Origin of the sequence: Capsulimonas sp. (assembly GCF_039929585.1) — a bacterium.
GTDB lineage: Bacteria > Armatimonadota > Armatimonadia > Armatimonadales > Capsulimonadaceae > Capsulimonas.
On the sequence record NZ_JBDSQY010000310.1, the window covers coordinates 1 to 18,088 of the forward strand.

Here is an 18,088-nt window from a genome sequence, read left to right on the forward strand (position 1 = left end):
GCGGATGTGAGGAAACTGTCCTTAGGCTCCAGTTTGAGATCGCCGGCGGCGGTCCATGCCTGGGCGGTCTTGGCGTGGTCCATCAGCTTTTCCGTAATTGGTTCTGAGGCGTCTTCGCCAAAGGTGAGATGGAATACAGGCTGCGGGTCTGGAGTAATGGACGCCCAAAAGAAGTGCGCCCGCGCGGGAAGAGGGGTGAGCGAGATCAGAGCGCCCAGTCCGAGAACAAGTCCGGAAATGTGGGTAAGCCGGGATACGGCGGTGTGGTTGCGGGACATAGCATGGCCTCCTGAGCCGTGAATGTGCGGAAATGGGACAGGAGGAGCGAATGGGGGCGAGGCCTCTGGCAGAGGGTGAGATCGCCGCACATCCCGCTCCGAACTCTGGAAAGTCTGCAAACATTCCAGAGCTGGGTTCCTGTGCTGTGACTTCGGTTGGAAATAATCTCCGACTTATTGTGTCGGAGATTATTATGCCATAGGCCGAGAGCCTCTGTCAAGCAATTGTTATTCCGCCCAGCGGACCTTTTCGGAGAGCGGGCCGCGCTCGCCCGCCGGCCAGGGGATGTTCGGCCAGCCGACAATGAAGAAGCCCATCAGCTGCGCGGGCGCCGTGAGGCCGACGAGCTCGGCGACATGTGGATGGATGAAGACGTTTTTGGAAAGCCACATTCCCGCGAGTCCCTGCGCCGAGGCGACCAGATGCAGATTTTGCACGGCGCAGCCGACCGCGACGCGCTCGTCGTCCAGATCCATGCGCAGTGAGCCGTCTGCTTTCACCGCAGGCTGCATGCCGATGGAGATCCAGACGGGAGACATCAGTGCGCGCCCCTTCTGCGCTTCGAAGGTGGCCTCCTGGAATCCTTCGCCGGCCTCCTGGCGGTACGCTTCGGCGAAAGCTTCTCCGAGGGCGATGCGGCTGTCGCCCGTGAAGACCGTGAAGCGCCAGGGCTCAGTCTCGCCGTGGCTGGGCGCCCAATTCGCCGCTTCCAGCATCTGTTCGATCAAATACCGATCCACGGCGTCCGGCTTCAGGCGCGCCACTCCCAAGCTGCGCCGGTGTGCGATGGCCTGCTGAAGCGCTTCCACCGTCGTCGAATCCAGCGCGTGCGTATCCAGCGTCAAATTTTGATCCGTCATAATAATATTTCTCCGGGAACGATGTCTCGAAAGATTATACCGGCGGGAATGGCGCTCAGTTCCCGCCCCGTAATTTTTTGACGTTCTTGACGGCAAAAAACGCCTGTGTTATAATCGGTTCGCGTCGTGATGAACCAAGTTTATCACATCTTTGTTTTTGCGACTTTTGCAGCACTTGTCGAAACTACGGTAAAAGGATTTATGAGCATCAAAGTTTGTCTGCTGGCGACACTGCTAACGGCGTCCGCCGCATTTTCCGAGCCATCCCGCGTCGCCCCGGCGTCGCTGCCGATCCCGCTGCCCGGCTCCCAGCCGATGCGCCCCGACCGTCTGCGCGCTCACAACGCCTGGAGCCTTCCGATGACGGGAGCGTGGCGCTTTCAGCTGACGCATGGCCAAATCGTCGCCAATCAATTCGTTCCCGTTGACAAGAATTCCACAGCCAATATCGACGATTTTGCGCTGCCGAGCTACGACGATCGGAGATGGGATCCGATTGCCGTGCCCTCCAATTGGGAGATGAGCGGCTATTCCATTCCGACATACAACTCCGTCGACGACACGGTTGGCCTTTATCGTCGCTGGGTTCGTGTGCCCAAGTCGTTCGCGGGTCGGCGTGTTGTCTGGCGTTTCGACGGCGCGCTGGATGGCGCCGAGATTTTCGTCAATTGTAAGAAGGCAGGTTATCATGAAAGCGGCTACACGGCGTTCGATGTTGATCTGACAGGACTGGTGGAGCCGGGCAAGCGCAATCTGTTTGCAGTGCGCGTCTCGAAAAGCACTCCGTCGGTGGACGCCGACACCGGCGATTTCCAGAGTATGGGCGGTATTTACCGCGAGACGTCGCTGATCGCCGTTCCCAAGACCCACATTCAGGACATCACGATCGATACGCCACTTGACGCGAATGGGCGCGATGCGACACTGAATGCGGATATCCAGATTGCGGGTGAGCCCGGTCAAGAAGTCGAGCTGCATGGCGATGTCGTTGGAACAGATGGAGCGGAAACGTCTCTGCGCCTTCTGGGTTCTGGCCGCGTGGGATCCGATGGCGCCGCCACTGTCCATCTGACCGCTCCGGCGAAGAGCCCGAAACTCTGGTCGGCGGAGAAGCCGAACCTCTACTATCTGGTGCTCAGCCTCACCAGCGGCGGCAAGACCGCTGAGCGGGCGCAGCAGCGATTCGGGTTCCGGCAGGTCACGATCAAAAACAACATGATCCTCTGGAACGGCAGGCCGATCAAGACGACCGGCGTCTGCCGCCATGACTTTTGGGCCGACAAGGGCTTTGCGCTGACCGATAAAGAGTGGCTGAAGGACCTATCCATGATGAAGGACGCGAACATCAACGCGATCCGGACATCGCATTACAACCATGCCGCGCGTTTTATGGAGCTGTGCGAAGAGAAGGGTTTCTATATCCTGGACGAAGTCCCGTTCTGCTGGATCAATGAAAAGAACGACGATCCCGCATTCGCTCCGGCGCTCCTGATTCGCGCGGCCGACACGATCGGCCGCGACAAGAACCGTCCCTGCGTGCTGGCCTGGAGCCTGGGTAACGAGAACGGCGTCGGCAAAAATTCACAGACGGTGATCGACTTCGTTCAAAAGCTTGAGCCGACTCGCCCGGCGTATATTTCCTGGGGCGGCCCGTGGGGACCAAAGGGACAGGCCCTGGAAGATCGTCACTATCCGCCCCCCGCAGATGTGGATGCGTATATCAAAGGCGACGCGTCCAAAATCCCGGCCGCGTTCACCGAGCAGCCTCATATGTTCTACCAAAAGGAAGCAGTGGAATATGATCCCGGCGTCTCGGATCTCTGGGCGGAAACCATGATCGAGACCTGGAACAAGATTTGGCCCGCGCCGACCATTCTCGGGGCGTTTGTCTGGGAGTGGCAGGGGCAGGGCGTTGCCGACAAGAACCTCGACAAGACGCGTGACTTTTATTTCGGCAAGGACCATCTGCGTCAGGAGAACAACAAGGGGCTTGTGGACTCGTATCGCAATCCGAAGCCCGAGTTGTGGGCCGTGAAGATGACTTACAGCCCGGTCGCCATCAACAGCCAGACCGCCGCGCCCACCGGCGGGAGCTGCAACGTTTCTTTGACCAATCGCTATGCGTTCACGGACCTTCAAGAGCTGACGTGCCGCTGGACGGCTCTTAAAGGTGAGGCGTCTCTGAAAGCTGGGACTTCCCATATCGCGGGCGTCCCCGGCGCTACGGTGTCCGCCGCATCCCCGGCGCCTGCCGGCATGACGGCGCTGAAACTGGAGTTTGTGGACGCCCATGGCGTCTCCGTCAACCTTACTCGTCTTCCCGCTGCCGGGACTGCCCTTGCTGCGCCGCCTGCCGGGTTCAGCTCTGCTGGTGGAGCTTTGACGGTGCAGAACACAAACGACTCGCTGCGGATCGGCGATGCGTCCAGCGAAATTATATTCGACAAGAATACGGGCGCCATGCGATCCTGGCGCGTCGCCGGCCGTGATCTTCTCATCTCCGGGCCGACGCTCAATCTCGGCGAAGCCAAGGGAGGAGAGGAGAAAGGCTACTATAAGGCGGCGCAGGCTCCTATTCTGTCCGGGGCGGTCGTCACCGCGCAAGCTCAGTCCGGCGGATCGGTCCGAGTTTCGGTCGCGGGCGATGTTCTGGCAAGCGCGGGCGGCGAGAAACTAGGCCGACTCACCGAAACGTACGACGTGCGTCCCGGCGCTCAAGTCTTCGTGGCCTGGACGCTGGATTGGACTGCGCCCGAGACACATCTGTGGGAGGCGGGCCTGTCACTGAACGTTCCTGCCTCCTACTCACATATGAACTGGCTGCGCGATTCCTACTTTACCGTTTACCCTGCGGGGCATATTGGCGAGCCGTCGGGAAAAGCCAGCGCCGGCGATGTCTCGTTCCACTCTTCCAAGCGCGGCCTGCATTGGATGACGCTCACGGATAGGGCAGGCGCCGGCTTGGAGCTGCTCGCGGGCGAAACGCCCTTGACGGCGCGCGCGGCGCCCAGCGGCAATGGGGTTACTTTGTTCGCCAGCCGCGAAGTGGCTGGTCCGAAGGATCTGAGCATCGATTGGGTCGCCGAACACAACATCATCGCCACGCCCGGCAAGCCGCTGTCCGGCAGCTTCGTGCTGCGGGCGATCGGAAAATAATACGTCGAAATGTTTGCGTTGGCAAGAACTGCAAGGAAAAGAATGATCACACGGAATTCCATTAATTTTTTCTCGGTGATGCTGCTCTGTGGTCTCGTGACGTCCTGCGCCTCCGAGCCCAAAGTCACGGCGCCGCGCACGATCGCGGCGGCGCATATGGGGACTCCGGTAAAAAAAACCTCACAACCCTATCAATGGCGGAACGTTACGATCATCGCGGGAGGGTTTGTGGACGCTCTTTTGTTCAGCCCAATGCAAGAGGGACTGGCGTATGCGCGCACGGATATTGGCGGCGCGTATCGCTGGGACAAGGCCGCCAAGCAGTGGATGCCCCTGAACGACTGGGCGGGCGGCAAGGACGGTAATCTTTTAGGATGTGAGAGCATCGGCGTGGACCCGACCGACGCCAAGCGCCTTTATCTGGCCCTTGGAACCTACACGCAGTCCGGGTCCGGAAACGGCGCCATCATGCGCACTTCCGATGGCGGGCTGACCTGGAAGCGAACCGACATGCCGTTCAAGATGGGCGGTAATGAAGACGGGCGCTCCGCTGGCGAGCGTTTGTCTGTCGATCCTCACAAAAACGGCGTCATATACTTCGGGTCGCGCAATGACGGTCTTTGGAAGAGTCTTGACTATGGCGCGACCTGGGCGAAGGTCGAGAGCTTTCCTGTGACGGGGCGCACAAACGGCGTCGGTATCGTTTTTGTCGTGTTTGATCGGTCCAGCGGCGGCTCGGGACGCCCCACCCCGGCGATCTATGCGGGCGTCTCTCAAAAGAACGGTCCCGGCCTGTATCGCAGCGTCGACTCCGGGGTCACCTGGCAAGCCGTCGCCGGGCAGCCGCAAGGCTTGCTGCCGCATCATGGCGAGATGGACTCCGCAGGCTCGCTTTATCTGACCTACGGAAACGCGCCCGGTCCCAACGATATGAACGACGGCGCCGTTTGGAAGCTTGAGACCAAAAGCGCTGCTTGGACGGATATTACGCCGCAGAAGCCGAACATCGCCGGTGCGCCGGGCTTCGGCTATGCGGGACTGGCCGTGGACGCGCGCCATCCCGGCGTCGCTCTGGTCTCGACCATGGACCGGTGGCGCGGCGGTGACACGCTGTTTCGCACGACCGACGGCGGCGCGCACTGGACGGACCTTGGACCGAAGACAAAGCGCGATTGGTCGCTCACGCCTTATCTGACCTTTGGGCGGCCCAGCGCAGCGCTGGGCTGGTGGATCGGAGCGCTGGCGCTCGATCCGTTCCACATAGGCCATGTGATGTACGGCACGGGCGCGACGATCTGGGGGAGCGACGACGCCGACCGCAAGGACGCCACCCACTGGTCGGTCCGCGCGGCGGGCCTGGAGGAGACGGCGGTTGTCGATCTGGTCAGCCCACCCGCCGGTCCGCATCTTCTCAGCGGGCTTGGCGATATCGGCGGCTTCCGTCACGATGACCTGACTGTCTCGCCCAGTTCCGGGATGATGAGCAATCCGATCTTCATCACCACATCTCGTATTGACTACGCTGCACTCGCCCCGAACATCGTCGTCCGTGTGGGGCGGGCCGCCGACGGCTCCAAGCGCGGGGCGTACTCCACGGACACCGGCGCGACCTGGACGCCGTTCGCCTCTGAGCCGTCCGGAACGAAGGGATCGGGCGACGTCGCGGTGTCCGCCGACGGCAAGACGTTCCTCTGGGCCTCCGACGGCGCTGCTCCCGCCTACTCGCGGGATTTGGGCGCGTCCTGGAAAGTATCTGCTGGTTTGCCCAAGAATAAAGTCAAAGTCATCGCCGATCGAGTCGCCTCCGAGACGTTCTATGCAATGAACGACGCGCACCTTTTCGTCAGCACGGACGGCGGCGCGACATTCACGCCGGCTGCCGGGACTTTGCCTCAATGGGCGACACAGCTGCGCGCGGCGCCGGGCCGAAAGGGCGACCTCTGGGTGACGGCTGGAAACAGTGGCGTCTTCCACTCGACGGACGGCGGCGCCAGCTTTGTTTCTATAGGCTCGGTCCACGACGCCCAGAAGATCGGCTTCGGAAAAGCCGCCCCCGGCCGCGACTACCCTGCTCTTTATCTGACGGGGCAGACCAGCGAAGGCGCTTCGGGCGCCTTTCGCTCGGACGACATTGGCCAAACCTGGGTGCGAATCAACGACGACCTTCACCAATACGGCTACAGCGGTCAGGCGATCACCGGCGATCCAAGAATCTATGGCCGCGTGTACATGGGCAGCAATGGCCGAGGGATATTGTACGCGGATCTGGCGGGGAACTAGGCTTTACTTCGTTTGTTTCTTCTCTTTGACAGCGAACTGAAACCAAAGACGCGCTTTCTAGACGGAAAGTAGTGGTACAATCCGTGCAAGAGCGCTTTCGCCTGGCTGCGCTCCATCAGTTCTCTTAAGAAGACAAGGAACCGATCCATGGACCCGAGCATCATCGCCGCTATTCAAACCGCTGTGGACAACGAACCCGACAACGCCGCTCTTCGGCTGCATCTGGCGGCGCTGCTGCTGGAAGCCGGATATCCGGAGAATGCGCTGGCGCACTGCGCAGCCGTCCTGGAGAACCAGCCGGACCACCTGGACGCACTGGACAAGGCGGCGCTGGCGGCGGAGATGAGCGGGGATGCGTCCAAGGCGAGCGGATACCGGCGTCTCCATGAGTCGCTGTCCTGGAACCGCGCAAAGAGCCTGATCGAAGATTACGTCCCCACCGATCCGATTGATGACCTTTCCGGCGATCCGTCGATCGAATGGATTGAGGGCGAAGCCCTGCAAATTCCGTTATCCGACGATCTGCTGGATGCAGAACTGGAGCCGGAAGCGTGGGAGACCGAACAGCCGGAGACGACGCTGAAGGACGTGGCCGGGATGGCGGAGGTCAAGCGTCGTTTGAACATCGCTTTTCTTACTCCCATGCGCAACCCCGATATGATGCGGCTTTACGGCAAGTCCCTGCGCGGCGGCCTGCTGCTCTACGGGCCTCCCGGGTGCGGCAAGACCTTTATCGCCCGCGCCGCCGCCGGAGAGCTTGGCGCGCAGTTTTTGACCGTCGGCCTGACCGATGTGGTGGACATGTGGCTGGGGCAGAGCGAAAAGAACCTGCGTGAGATCTTCGAAACGGCTCGGCGGCGCAAGCCCTGCGTGCTGTTCTTCGACGAGATCGACGCGCTCGGCCGCAAGCGCAGTCTGACGCGCGACTCGGCGGGCCGGGGCGTGATCAATCAGCTGCTCGCGGAGATGGACGGCGTAGGGGACTCCAACGACGGCGTGTTTGTGCTGGCGGCGACCAATCATCCCTGGGATGTGGATGTCGCGCTGCGCCGCCCGGGCCGCCTCGACCGAACCCTTCTCGTCCTGCCGCCGGACGCCGCCGCGCGCGAGGCGATCCTGCGCGCCCGTATGCAAAGTCGCCCCACCGAGAGATTGGACTATGGCTGGATCGCAAGCAAAACCGAGGACTTCTCCGGGGCCGACGTCGCGCATCTGTGCGAGTCCGCGGCCGAGCTGGCGATGGAGGACTCGCTCGCGCTGGGCAGCGCGCGCCCCATTCGTATGGACGACTTCAAGCGCGCTCTCAAAGAAGTGCGCGGGAGCGTCCGTCCCTGGTTCGACACCGCCAAAAACTACGCGCTGTTTGCGAACGAAGGCGGCGTTTACGATGAGCTGCTCGAACATCTGCGTGCGCGGCGGATGATGTAGGAGCCTGCCGACTCCATGAACCCTCATCTGCGCCGCGCCCAGCTCTTTCTGCAGCAGTCCCGCAACGAGAACGCCCTTGCGGAGATCGGCGAGGCGCTCGCAGCGGACCCTCGCGATCCCTTTGCGCACGCCTTCCGCGCCCTGGCGCTGGCTGCTTTGGCGCGCGCCCCGGAAGCCCTCGACGCCGCACGCCAGGCCGTGCACTGCGGACCCGACCTGCCCTACCCCCACTACGTCCTGGCCTGCATTCTGGAGGAGCAGGGCAAGCTCACCGCAGCTGAGCGTGCGATCGGCGAAGCTCTGCGCCTCAGTTCGGGCGATCCCGATCTCTATGCGCGCCTTGGTCAGATCCACATTCGCCGCAAGCGCTGGGCGTCGGCGCTGGACGCGTCCGAATCGGGGCTGCGCGTGGACGCCGACCATACCGCCTGCGCGCAGATCCGCGCAGTGGCGCTGTATCATTTGGGAAGAAAACTGGAAGCGGAGGATGCGCTGAAGGCCGTGCTCGCCCATGACCCGGAGAATTCCGCCAGTCATGCGCAGCAGGGCTGGATCTGCCTGGAGCGCAAGGATCAAAAGCAGGCGCTGACGCATTTTCGGGAGGCGCTGCGCCTTAACCCGGAGAGTGCGACGGCAAGGCAGGGGATGGTGGAGGCGCTGCGGGCTCGGTACAGACTGTACCGCATAGTGCTGAGCTATTTTCTGTGGATCGACCGCTTCGGCGTCCCCGTCCGATTAGGGATTCTCCTGGGAGCCTGGCTGGCGGCGTGCGGCGCTCTGGCGGTCGCTCACTCCGCCCCCAATTCGCGCCCCCTGCTGCTGCCGGCGATCATTCTTTACATTCTCTTCGTCGTGCTGACCTGGACCGCACAGCCGCTGTTCGATCTATTGCTTCGTCTCGACCCGGCCGGCCGCATCGCCCTGACGCGCAATCAGGTTGCCGCCTCCAGCTGGGTCGGTCTCTGCCTGCTCTGCGCCATCGGCTCCGCGCTGCTCTGGCTCGCGACGAATTCGTCCTGGCCCCTGATCGGCGTGATCGGCTTCCCGCTTCTCACGATCCTCGTCGGCCAGAGCGCCGCGCGCAACATCCGTCGCGCCGCCGTCCTGAACGGCCTTCTCGTCACACTCGTCGCCATCATCTGTATCGGCGGCGTCGTTCTTGGCGCCGCCAACCTCTTTCCCAGCGCTTTGGGAATCCTCATCGCGCTCGTCGCCGCCGCGACATGGATCCGCACCTGGCGGCGGATTGGGTTGTGATTGGAGGCCCTCATATGACCCACCCCGGCGCTTCGCGCCACCCCTCCGGGTGACCCACCCCCGGCCTTCGGCCGCCCCCTCCCTTGAAGCAGGGAATGGTAGTTAGGAATTGATCTCGCAGTCGGCTTTCGTCCGAGCATCTCTTTCCACCCCTTCCCAGCTTCATGGGAGGGGTGGCGCGAAGCGCCGGGGTGGGTCACCTGGAGGGGGGGCTGCCAGAAGCTGGCGGTGGGTAGAACCGAGTGGCCCTTTCTACTTCGGCGGCGAGAGCGGCAGCTTCAGCCATGCGAGGCCGATGTCGCGTCCCATGTGGCTCTTGCTGTCGCCGCCGGGCGCGTCGTAAAGGACCGCAAGTTTATTGCCGGCCTTGACCACGCCAGGGAGGCCGATGCATTTCTTGGACCAGCCGCAATTTTCACCGTCCAGCACAACCGCTTTGTCCGCCGCGTTCCAGTGGTTCAGGTCTTTCGTCCAATACACCCAAACAGCGTCGGTATATTCAAATCCCTCTAAGCCGATATGGTTCGTGAACAGGAACCAGGTGTGATTGGTCTTCTCATAATAGAGTGAGGTGTTTTCGATCTGCTCATCGGGGGAAACGATCGGTTTAGGATCGACTGTCCATGGGCCGTTGAGATTTTTGGTGCGGGCCAGGCCGATGGTGCGATGGGTTCCGCGCCCGTCATCAGAGGCGGCGCTGAAGAACATCAGATATTCCTTGCCCTTTCGGACGATATGTCCGGGGCTGGCCGTCACGCTGTAGAACGTACCGGGAACGCACTGGAACGGAACGACGTCCGGCTGTTTGGCCCACGGTCCCGCCGGCGACTTACTTTGGGCCTTCATCGTCTGGTAAGGAAACGCAGGAATCAGATCGGGCGCCGGTGAGGTGTGCGGGGTGCCGAGGTAGAACATGTGCCAGGTCTTGCCGTCGAAGTAAGTCGTGCCGTACGACGCCGACGCGGAATCGGCTGCGCCCGGTTTACCCAGATCCAGAACCGGGCCTTTCTTCGTCCAGTTCACCAGATCCTTACTGGTGGCGAGGCTCGCCAGCCAGCCCGTCGGGCCGGCCCCGTCGTAGTTCATGTAATATGTCCCGCGATTCTCGTAGACCCACAGATCGCGCGCTCCAAGCATGTCGCACTGCCCCGGCCCATCTCCATGCTTCAGCACGATGCCCTGATCAATGGCGTCCATGCGCAATGATGCGCTGGGGCGGCCGTCGGCATACTTCACAGTATCCGCAGAACCGGGGATCGCCGCTGTGAGCAGCAAGGCGGCGAGAGAAATCATGAACTTCATTGGTTTTATCCTGGATTGCATTTGGGTGCTTGGCGCGCTTCCCGCTTGTATTATAAATGCAAACAAGAATTAACGCAATGTCAGGAATGGCTAATAATTTGTGAATTTGGGTGGAAAGATAGATCTATCCAACTCCCCTCTCTCAGAATTGGGAGAGGGGTTGGGGGTGAGGGCCGCCCCTTACCGCCGCAGGCCGGGCCCCAGCGGGGCGATGAGGAGGCGGTTGTCGATCAAGCGGACTTTGCCGAAGGTGGCGGCGACGGCGGCGAGGGCGCCGTTTTCAATGGTGTCGACCTCTTGAAGAGTCTCTGGGTCCACCACCACGGCGTAGTCGATCTTGGCGCCGGGCTGTACTTCGATCGTCTGCCGCAGCCACGCGGCGAGCTGGTAGGCGTCCTGCACGCCAGTGTCGGCGATGGCCTGCGTGTCGGAAAGCGCGCTGGAAAGGACCGTGGCGGCTTTGCGCTGCTCGAGGGTGAGACGGACGTTGCGGGAGCTGAGCGCCAGACCGTCGGCTTCGCGCACGGTGGGAACGCTGATGATTTCCGTGGGGATGTCCAAGTCGGCGGCCATGCGCTTCACGAGCTGCAGCTGCTGCCAATCTTTTTCGCCAAAGTAAGCGCGGTCCGCGCCGGCGATGTTGAGCAATTTGGCGACGACGGTGGAGACGCCGTTGAAATGGCCGGGGCGTGAGGCGCCTTCGAGCCGTTCTGAGAGCGCGCGTACGACGACGACTGTATCAAACTCCTTGGGATAGATTTCTTTAGGCGCCGGCATAAAGAGATAGTCCACCCCTTCAGCGGCGGCGAGCGCCGCGTCGCGCGCATCGTCGCGCGGGTACTTTTCAAAATCTTCGGGGTCGTTGAACTGGGAGGGGTTCACAAAGAGCGTCGTGACGACGAGGTCGTTTTCGGCCCTCGCCCGGCGCATCAGCGTCAGGTGTCCCTCATGAAACGCGCCCATGGTCGGCACGAGACCGATGGTCTTGCCTTCGCGCATTGCCTGCCGCAGGGTTTGCCGCAGCGCGGCGATTTCCGTGATTGTTTCCATAGGAGCCCGTTCTAAGCGCTTTCTCCCGAATGCAGGAGAAAGGCGATCAATTCATGCCGTTTGGGATGGCCTTCGATCCATCCTTTGATCCGCCGCGCCTCCGCCAGCGTTTCTTCTCCGAGCTTATCCAGCCACATCTGCTCAACCGCTTCGGCGTGTTCTTTGCGGCGAAGCTCGGATTGCCAGACGTCTGAAAAGACGAAATGGATGTTGTCATGCAGGTTGCGCGCCTTCAACACTTCCCACTCGCCGTTGTCCAGCCAGATCCCGCCGCAGTGGCTGCAATGGTCCAGCGAGAACCCTACCCCATGACCTACACGATACGGCATCATAATATAGCCGTCCTGCGGACACAATTTCCCCTTGATCACTTCGGGAATTGCGGGCGTCTCCGAATCCTCCGGCGTTCGCTCCGGCAGGTTCTCGGGGTTCTCATGCCGCCAGTTCCAGTAACGTTCGGCGGAAAGCCACTGGCCGCCGCAGGAGCTGCACGCCTGGCTGATGAGGCCGCTGTCGAGAGGGTGATCGGTGAGAAGAGTCTGTTTATCGACGGGACACGTCAGTGTGGGTTGTGGCATGGGTTATGATCGTTTCCCCGGGTATAAAACCCGGGTCTGGGAGCGAAACGCTAACCGTCCGTGCCGGACGGACAAACAATTATTGTGGTCGATTGTCCATAATTTGTCGGCCCGGCACGGGGCGTTAGGGCGCAGCCCTCCCAGACGTGGGTTTTATACCCGCGGGTCTTATTGGGCCGCTCTCTTACCGCTCGAACAGATACGCGTGCGACAGCACGTTGCCGGCGTCGTCGAGGTCGTAGACCAGCGGAATGCCCGTCGGGATGTTCAGCTCCAGGACTTGCTCCTTGGTGAGCTTGTCCAGGGACATGACGATGGAGCGCAGGGAGTTGCCGTGCGCGACCACCAGGACGTTGACGCCGGCCTTGAGGTCGGGGAGGATGTGCGCTTCGAAGTAAGGCAGCGTGCGTGCGGCGGTGTCCTTGAGGGATTCGCCCTTTTCTCCGGGCGGGGGAACGTCGTAGGAGCGGCGCCAGATTTTGACTTGTTCGTCGCCGTACTGCGCGGCCGTCTCGGCTTTGTTCAGGCCCTGGAGGTCGCCGTAGTGGCGCTCGTTGAGCGCTTCGTCGCGCTCGGTGGGCAGATCTTCGCTCTTGCCGGCGGCGGCGAGGGCGATCTTCGAGGTGTTGATCGCGCGCTGGAGGACAGAGGTGTAGACCTTATCGACGGGCAAGTCAGCCATATGCTCGCCGGCGATGCGGGCTTCTTCTTCGCCCTTGGGCGATAGCGGGACGTCGACCCACCCGGTAAAACGGTTCTCTAGGTTCCACTGCGATTCGCCGTGGCGCACCAGTATCAATTTCGGCATGTCTCAAGCTCCTTGGGTCACATGGTTCAAATGCTAGTATACCCGGTGCGCCTGAGACGGGGAAGGCGAATCGCGCTCGAGTGGCCGTCTTCGCTTTTGCGGAGCGGTCATTCGAGCGCGGATCTTTCGATGTCTGACAGCGAGTTACTGCAATCGGAGCTTACGGCGCCGCAAGCTCAATGCGGAGATTGCGAACATGCCGAGGACGATTGCGAACACGGAAGAGGGTTCGGGAACGGCGTTTGGGGCTTGGGAATAGAGCAGATTGGTGTCGACCGGATTCCCGGCGCCGTCGATCAGACTGATCCCCGTGCTGCCGAAGTCCTCAAAGTAGAGGATGTCGATCTGGTAGAGACCGGCAGTGGTGAAGTCGATTGTTTGGAAGCCGGTCGTGAAGGCGTGATCGCCGTCGAGGTTGACGACTTCCGTCCCATTGATGAACATTTGCGAACCGTCGTCGGAACCGATCCCTATTGTTTGCAACCCGGCTGTCGGCACGGCGTAGAAACCCTTGAATTCGATAATTTGCCCGGTCAGATCGTTGGCGCCGACCCCCGGATTACTCAAGCTCGCGGCGTCGCCGCCGAGGAACGTCGTGAGAGTGACGCCATCATTCTGATTGTAGTTGATTGTCGTGGCGGTGAACGTGGCCAGCGGGGCGTGGGAGCTAATGTATGCCTGCACATTCGCCAGACTGCCTGGGGCAATCCCGTTGCCGTAGTAGAATCCTTGAAGCCCTGTGCCCGGCGTTGCGGGGACTGGCGCGGAGGGGCCGCTGATGGTAATGGACGCATGGGCGCCGCCGGCGGCAGCCGTGCAGATCGTGAGAACAGTGAGAGTAGATCGCAGAGTACGGCTACGCATAATTTGTCTCCTTGGGTCATATGTCTGGTCGCACGAATTGCTATGCAATTTTCATGCCAAACTATATATAGAGTGCAATTATTTTGTAATTAAAAATACTTTGCGAGTAAGCTTAATAATCGGTTTTAGGAGGCGCACAGCGTTTCTCACACCTCCTGTTCGATGTGAGAAACGCCGTGCAGTAAAGACAGGGCGGTGGTCAGAGGACTCTATTGCTTGATCTGCTTGCGCGCAAACTCGCCGATGACTGGAATCTCATACCATTCGCCGCGGTTCGCCGCCAGTCCGGCCAGGATACAGAAGACGATGTCGATCACGAAGACCACCGACATCAACGGCGCGAATATTGCTGCTGTAATTGCGTACAGGCACATGATCGCGATCTGAAAGAAGAGCGCCTGAAGCGCGTGGTACTCGGCGAACTCAGACTTCCCCTTCTTCACCAGATAGATGATCAGTGGCGCAATCCATTTTGTGACGAAGCCAAGCAGATACGCGAGCATGGCGCTGGTGCGGTCCTCAGACGTGATTAAATCGGTCGGTTGATCGTTCATGTGTTTCTCCTGTGAGACAAAAGGGACGCCTTATGCTTGCTGGCGTCGTCTGCATGGGATATGACACGGCGCTGAGGAATAAGTTGCATCCCTCAGGGAAATCTCCCCGCTTCCACATCTTCCCGGTAGGCGTTTAAGGCCCGCTCAATCTCGGAGCCGATCTGAGCGTACTGCTTGACGTGCTTGAACGCGGCGCGTTCGGGGCGCATGCCGAGCAGATCGCTGGTGACGAGAACCTGGCCGTCGCAGCCCGGTCCGGCGCCGATCCCAATGGTGATGATACCCAGTTCCGCAGTGATGCGGGCGGCGAGTTCTTCCGGGATCAGCTCCAGAACGACGGCGAACGCTCCGGCTTCCTGGACGGCGCGGGCGTCGCGCAGGACCTGCTCGGCGCCTTCCACGGATTTGCCCTGTTTTTGCAGGCCGATCTGGTTGACGCTCTGAGGCGTGAAGCCGATGTGGCCGACCACGGGAATGCCGGCGTCTACGATACGCCGGATCGTCGGCGCGATCGCTTCGCCGCCCTCCAGCTTCACCGCGTTCGCCCCGCCTTCTTGTAGTAAGCGCCCGGCGTTGCGCACGGCTTCGTCGGCGTTCACTTGATATGCGAGAAAGGGCATATCGCCAAGCACCATGGCGCGCGTAACGCCTTTGCGGACAGCCTTGATATGATGGAGCATCATCTCCATCGTGCCTGGAATGGTGGAATCGTAGCCGAGTTCCTCCATGACGAGGGAGTCGCCGACAAGGACGACATCGATTCCCGCGCGATCTACTAAGAGCGCGGTGGGATAATCGTAGGCCGTCAGCATGGTGATCTTTTCGCCCTTGCTCTTTTTGCGGGCGAGCGTGGGGACGGTGATGGGAGGAGTGGCAGTGCTCATATCGCCTCATCCCGGCGTCGTCCGCCGGGCCATTGTCGTTTCGGGAATTTCGTATTTTCTTCATTATACTCGTCTTGGCGGGAACATCTCGTTCGTGTGTGTCGTCAAGGCGAGTATCGGAGAGGGGGAACGGCAATGCGTACAATAGCACAGATCGCAATTCTGGCGGCCGCCGCGGTGCTGACGGCCGGTCATCCGAACACAGGTAAGACTACTTCTTCGCAGGAATCTGGAAAGACGGCGACGGCGCAGTCGCATGTCACCACCAGTGGTTCTTATGGAATGATCCTGGGAATCGACCAGACTTCTTATCGCATGCCGGCCTCGCCGGTAACGAAGCCTCATATTCACGCGGTGATGTCGGTGTTCAACCACACCGGCGCGCCCATTAGTTTTATGGCCGGCGGCCAGCAGTACGAATGGCAGATCGTGGACGCCTCGGGGAATATCGTGTGGGACTACGCGAAGGGGCGTATGTTCCCGATGTTCATCATTAAGCGAACGCTGACCGAAAAGGGCCTGAGTTACAGCTACGATGTCCCGCTGCAGAATCAAGACGGTACGGCTCTCACGCCGGGCCGTTACACGCTGCGCGGCCGAGTGACGAACAAACTAAACCTGGCGGCGGAAATTGGGTTTGCTGTGACGCAGTAGGAGATGAGGGCTATCCGTTGACACGCCCCACCCTGCCCGGTTACAATAGACTCATGATCCAATCGCCTCCGCCGCAATCCGTCGCGCCGCCGCGTCTTCTCACGATCGCCATTGATGGACCGGCGGGCGCGGGCAAGAGCACCGTCGCGCGCCACCTCGCGCAGCGCCTCAGTTATACCTATATCGACACCGGCGCGATGTACCGGGCGGTGGCGTGGGCGGCTTTGGACCGGGGAACGCCGACGGACGATCCTGAAGCGGTTTCGGCGCTTGCCGAGCGGCTCGACATCCATCTGGAGCCGGGCGACTCGGACGAACGCGGCACACGCGTCTTTGTAGATGGCCGCGAGATTACCGACGAGATCCGCACCCCCGAAATCAGCAGCCTGACTTCCCCTCTCAGCGCCATCCCGGCGGTCCGCCATCGTTTGGTCGCCTTGCAGCAGCGCCTCGGCGCGCTCGGCGGCGTGGTGATGGAGGGACGCGACATTGGAACGGTCGTGCTTCCCGACGCCGACATCAAAGTTTTTCTGACCGCGACTTCCCATCGCCGGGCGGAGCGCCGCCGGGCAGAGCTTTCCGAGCGCGGTTTGGAGATGTCGTTCGAGGAGCTGCTGGAGCAGATCGAGGAGCGGGATCAGCGCGACGCGTCCCGGGATGTCAGCCCGATGGTGGCGGCTTCCGATGCCCATGTGCTCGACAGTGATCCTTATACGGCCGACGAAGTGGTCGAGCGTATTCTGTCGTGGCACAGCAAAGCGAGCGAGCGCCGATGAAGGTGAGGCCTGGCGGCGATCAGCTCAGCTGGCTGTATTATTTCACGCGTATCGTCGTCAAGATCGTCACGGCGATGCTGGGCGGCACGACGATTATCGGTCGTGAGAACATCCCCGCGTCCGGCCCGGTCATCCTGGCGCCGAACCACCGGGCAAACATCGACCCACCCTACCTCACCCTGCTCACTCCTCGCCAGCAGTTCTATATGGCCAAGGAAGAGTTGTTTGCGAGCAAGAAGTTTGGAAACTTCATTCGCGGCCTGGGCGCCTTCCCCGTGAAGCGCGGCGAAGCCGACCGCGCCGCCCTCCGATTCGCCGCCGATCATCTGAAAGCCGGCCGTATCCTCACCATCTTCCCCGAAGGCACCCGCTCGGAGGACGGTAAAACCCTGCTTCCCGCCGAAAAAGGCTTTGCGCTGCTCGCCAAGCAGACCGGCGCGCCGATCATCCCTATCGCCGTAGAGGGAACCGAAATGGTCCTGCCCAGAGGCTCGTCCAAAATCCGCCGCCATCGGGTCACTTTGACCGTTGGCAAGCCCATCACCGCTAAGGAGATCATCGAGGCGCATCCCGAAGCCGGCAAAGATGTTCTGACTCTGATCGGCAAGGAAGTCATGGGCGAGATCGCGAAATTGATGGGTGAAACGCCGCCACGAAAATAATTGAAGAATATTTCCTTCACCTATTGACTTTGGCCTCTCCAGGAATGTATACTACTCCTCGCCGCCCAGCCAAAGTCGCTGACGGTGACGAAGCAAAGACTGCTTCCCGAAGCTCCTTCCTAGTATACAAAAAAAAACTTTTCTCCAAGGGTTGACAAACAGCCTCCCGAGAATGTATACTACTCTTCGCTGCCCAGCCAAAGTCGCTGACGGCGAGAAGCGAAGACTGCTTCGATCGAATGATCTCCCGTGCAAACGGTGATGAACTTCGAAAAACTGATTTGAAAAGATTTCTGAAGAGGGGTTGACAAACGCTGCAAAGCGAGTGTATAATATCCCTCGTCAGTCAGCCGGAAGACGAGCTTTACGAGAGTAAAGACGAGCTTCTGGAGCCGATAAGAGCAAGAACAAACCTCCGCGCTGCAAGGGTAACCGAGTGGGGGTGAGCAGAACTAAGCTTCAGAGTAATCTGGATAATGGTTTAGTTTTTCTTACCTATGACCGCAAGGCCTATCTTTAGGGTAGCGTGGTTTTTTATTGCTCGAAATCTGGGGTTCATCTTCATATTTGTGAAGGTTTACTCTGGAAACCTGGACACGATGCTCAACTAGGCAGTGTTCGGGGCGGCGGTGCACATTGATAACTAAATAGTGAAATCGTGTAAATAACAACCTTTGAGTGCGTACTCCTCATACT

General features: G+C 60.6%; 16 protein-coding genes. 7 read left to right on the forward strand and 9 right to left on the reverse strand.

What is annotated here, in order from left to right; translation table 11 throughout:
* The coding region (locus ABIZ35_RS23855; RefSeq protein ID WP_348222430.1) for a hypothetical protein at positions 1-278 on the reverse strand (278 nt) is incomplete at its 3' end.
* A 228-nt stretch (positions 279-506) separates the two neighbouring features.
* Complete coding sequence (locus ABIZ35_RS23860) at positions 507-1,139, reverse strand: nitroreductase (RefSeq protein ID WP_348222431.1); 633 nt, start codon at positions 1,137-1,139, stop codon at positions 507-509.
* Positions 1,140-1,340: 201 nt separating this feature from the next.
* Between ABIZ35_RS23860 and ABIZ35_RS23865 the strand changes: the two genes are divergently transcribed.
* From ABIZ35_RS23865 to ABIZ35_RS23880, 4 genes are all read left to right on the forward strand, one after another.
* Complete coding sequence (locus ABIZ35_RS23865) at positions 1,341-4,295, forward strand: glycoside hydrolase family 2 TIM barrel-domain containing protein (RefSeq protein WP_348222432.1); 2,955 nt, start codon at positions 1,341-1,343, stop codon at positions 4,293-4,295.
* 42 nt (positions 4,296-4,337) lie between these two features.
* Entirely contained in the window at positions 4,338-6,575 is a 2,238-nt protein-coding gene (locus ABIZ35_RS23870; RefSeq protein WP_348222433.1) for a carbohydrate-binding protein, read from the forward strand.
* A 147-nt stretch (positions 6,576-6,722) separates the two neighbouring features.
* On the forward strand, positions 6,723-8,003 hold the full coding sequence (locus ABIZ35_RS23875) for an ATP-binding protein (protein ID WP_348222434.1): 1,281 nt from the start codon (positions 6,723-6,725) through the stop codon (positions 8,001-8,003).
* Positions 8,004-8,018: 15 nt separating this feature from the next.
* Entirely contained in the window at positions 8,019-9,260 is a 1,242-nt protein-coding gene (locus tag ABIZ35_RS23880) for a tetratricopeptide repeat protein (RefSeq protein ID WP_348222435.1), read from the forward strand.
* Between the two features lie 252 nt (positions 9,261-9,512).
* Here ABIZ35_RS23880 and ABIZ35_RS23885 read toward each other — a convergent pair whose 3' ends face one another.
* The 7 genes from ABIZ35_RS23885 to panB all read right to left on the reverse strand — a co-directional run bounded on the left by ABIZ35_RS23885 (position 9,513) and on the right by panB (position 15,300).
* On the reverse strand, positions 9,513-10,562 hold the full coding sequence (locus ABIZ35_RS23885; protein WP_348222436.1) for a hypothetical protein: 1,050 nt from the start codon (positions 10,560-10,562) through the stop codon (positions 9,513-9,515).
* Between the two features lie 180 nt (positions 10,563-10,742).
* Entirely contained in the window at positions 10,743-11,612 is an 870-nt protein-coding gene (gene panC, locus ABIZ35_RS23890) for a pantoate--beta-alanine ligase (RefSeq protein WP_348222437.1), read from the reverse strand.
* A gap of 11 nt (positions 11,613-11,623) precedes the next feature.
* Positions 11,624-12,190 (reverse strand): zf-TFIIB domain-containing protein, encoded by a 567-nt coding sequence (locus ABIZ35_RS23895; protein ID WP_348222438.1) that lies wholly within the window; start codon positions 12,188-12,190, stop codon positions 11,624-11,626.
* 184 nt (positions 12,191-12,374) lie between these two features.
* Complete coding sequence (locus ABIZ35_RS23900; RefSeq protein WP_348222439.1) at positions 12,375-12,998, reverse strand: 2,3-diphosphoglycerate-dependent phosphoglycerate mutase; 624 nt, start codon at positions 12,996-12,998, stop codon at positions 12,375-12,377.
* A 144-nt stretch (positions 12,999-13,142) separates the two neighbouring features.
* On the reverse strand, positions 13,143-13,862 hold the full coding sequence (locus ABIZ35_RS23905) for a PA14 domain-containing protein (RefSeq protein WP_348222440.1): 720 nt from the start codon (positions 13,860-13,862) through the stop codon (positions 13,143-13,145).
* Between the two features lie 209 nt (positions 13,863-14,071).
* A complete protein-coding gene (locus tag ABIZ35_RS23910; protein ID WP_348222441.1) occupies positions 14,072-14,416 on the reverse strand; it encodes a DUF4870 domain-containing protein in 345 nt (114 codons plus the stop codon).
* Positions 14,417-14,508: 92 nt separating this feature from the next.
* Positions 14,509-15,300: a 3-methyl-2-oxobutanoate hydroxymethyltransferase gene (gene panB / locus ABIZ35_RS23915; RefSeq protein WP_348222442.1), complete on the reverse strand. Its 792-nt coding sequence runs from the start codon at positions 15,298-15,300 to the stop codon at positions 14,509-14,511.
* 135 nt (positions 15,301-15,435) lie between these two features.
* Between panB and ABIZ35_RS23920 the strand changes: the two genes are divergently transcribed.
* Genes ABIZ35_RS23920 through ABIZ35_RS23930 form a run of 3 tightly spaced genes read left to right on the forward strand, consistent with a single transcriptional unit; the run spans position 15,436 to position 17,392 of the window.
* Positions 15,436-15,954, forward strand: coding sequence for a BsuPI-related putative proteinase inhibitor (locus ABIZ35_RS23920; protein ID WP_348222443.1), 519 nt, complete (start codon positions 15,436-15,438; stop codon positions 15,952-15,954).
* A 17-nt stretch (positions 15,955-15,971) separates the two neighbouring features.
* Positions 15,972-16,730 (forward strand): (d)CMP kinase, encoded by a 759-nt coding sequence (cmk, locus tag ABIZ35_RS23925; protein WP_348222444.1) that lies wholly within the window; start codon positions 15,972-15,974, stop codon positions 16,728-16,730.
* On the forward strand, positions 16,700-17,392 hold the full coding sequence (locus ABIZ35_RS23930) for a lysophospholipid acyltransferase family protein (RefSeq protein ID WP_348222445.1): 693 nt from the start codon (positions 16,700-16,702) through the stop codon (positions 17,390-17,392). The genes cmk and ABIZ35_RS23930 overlap by 31 nt, the downstream gene beginning before the upstream one ends.
* Positions 17,393-18,088 lie beyond the last annotated feature (696 nt).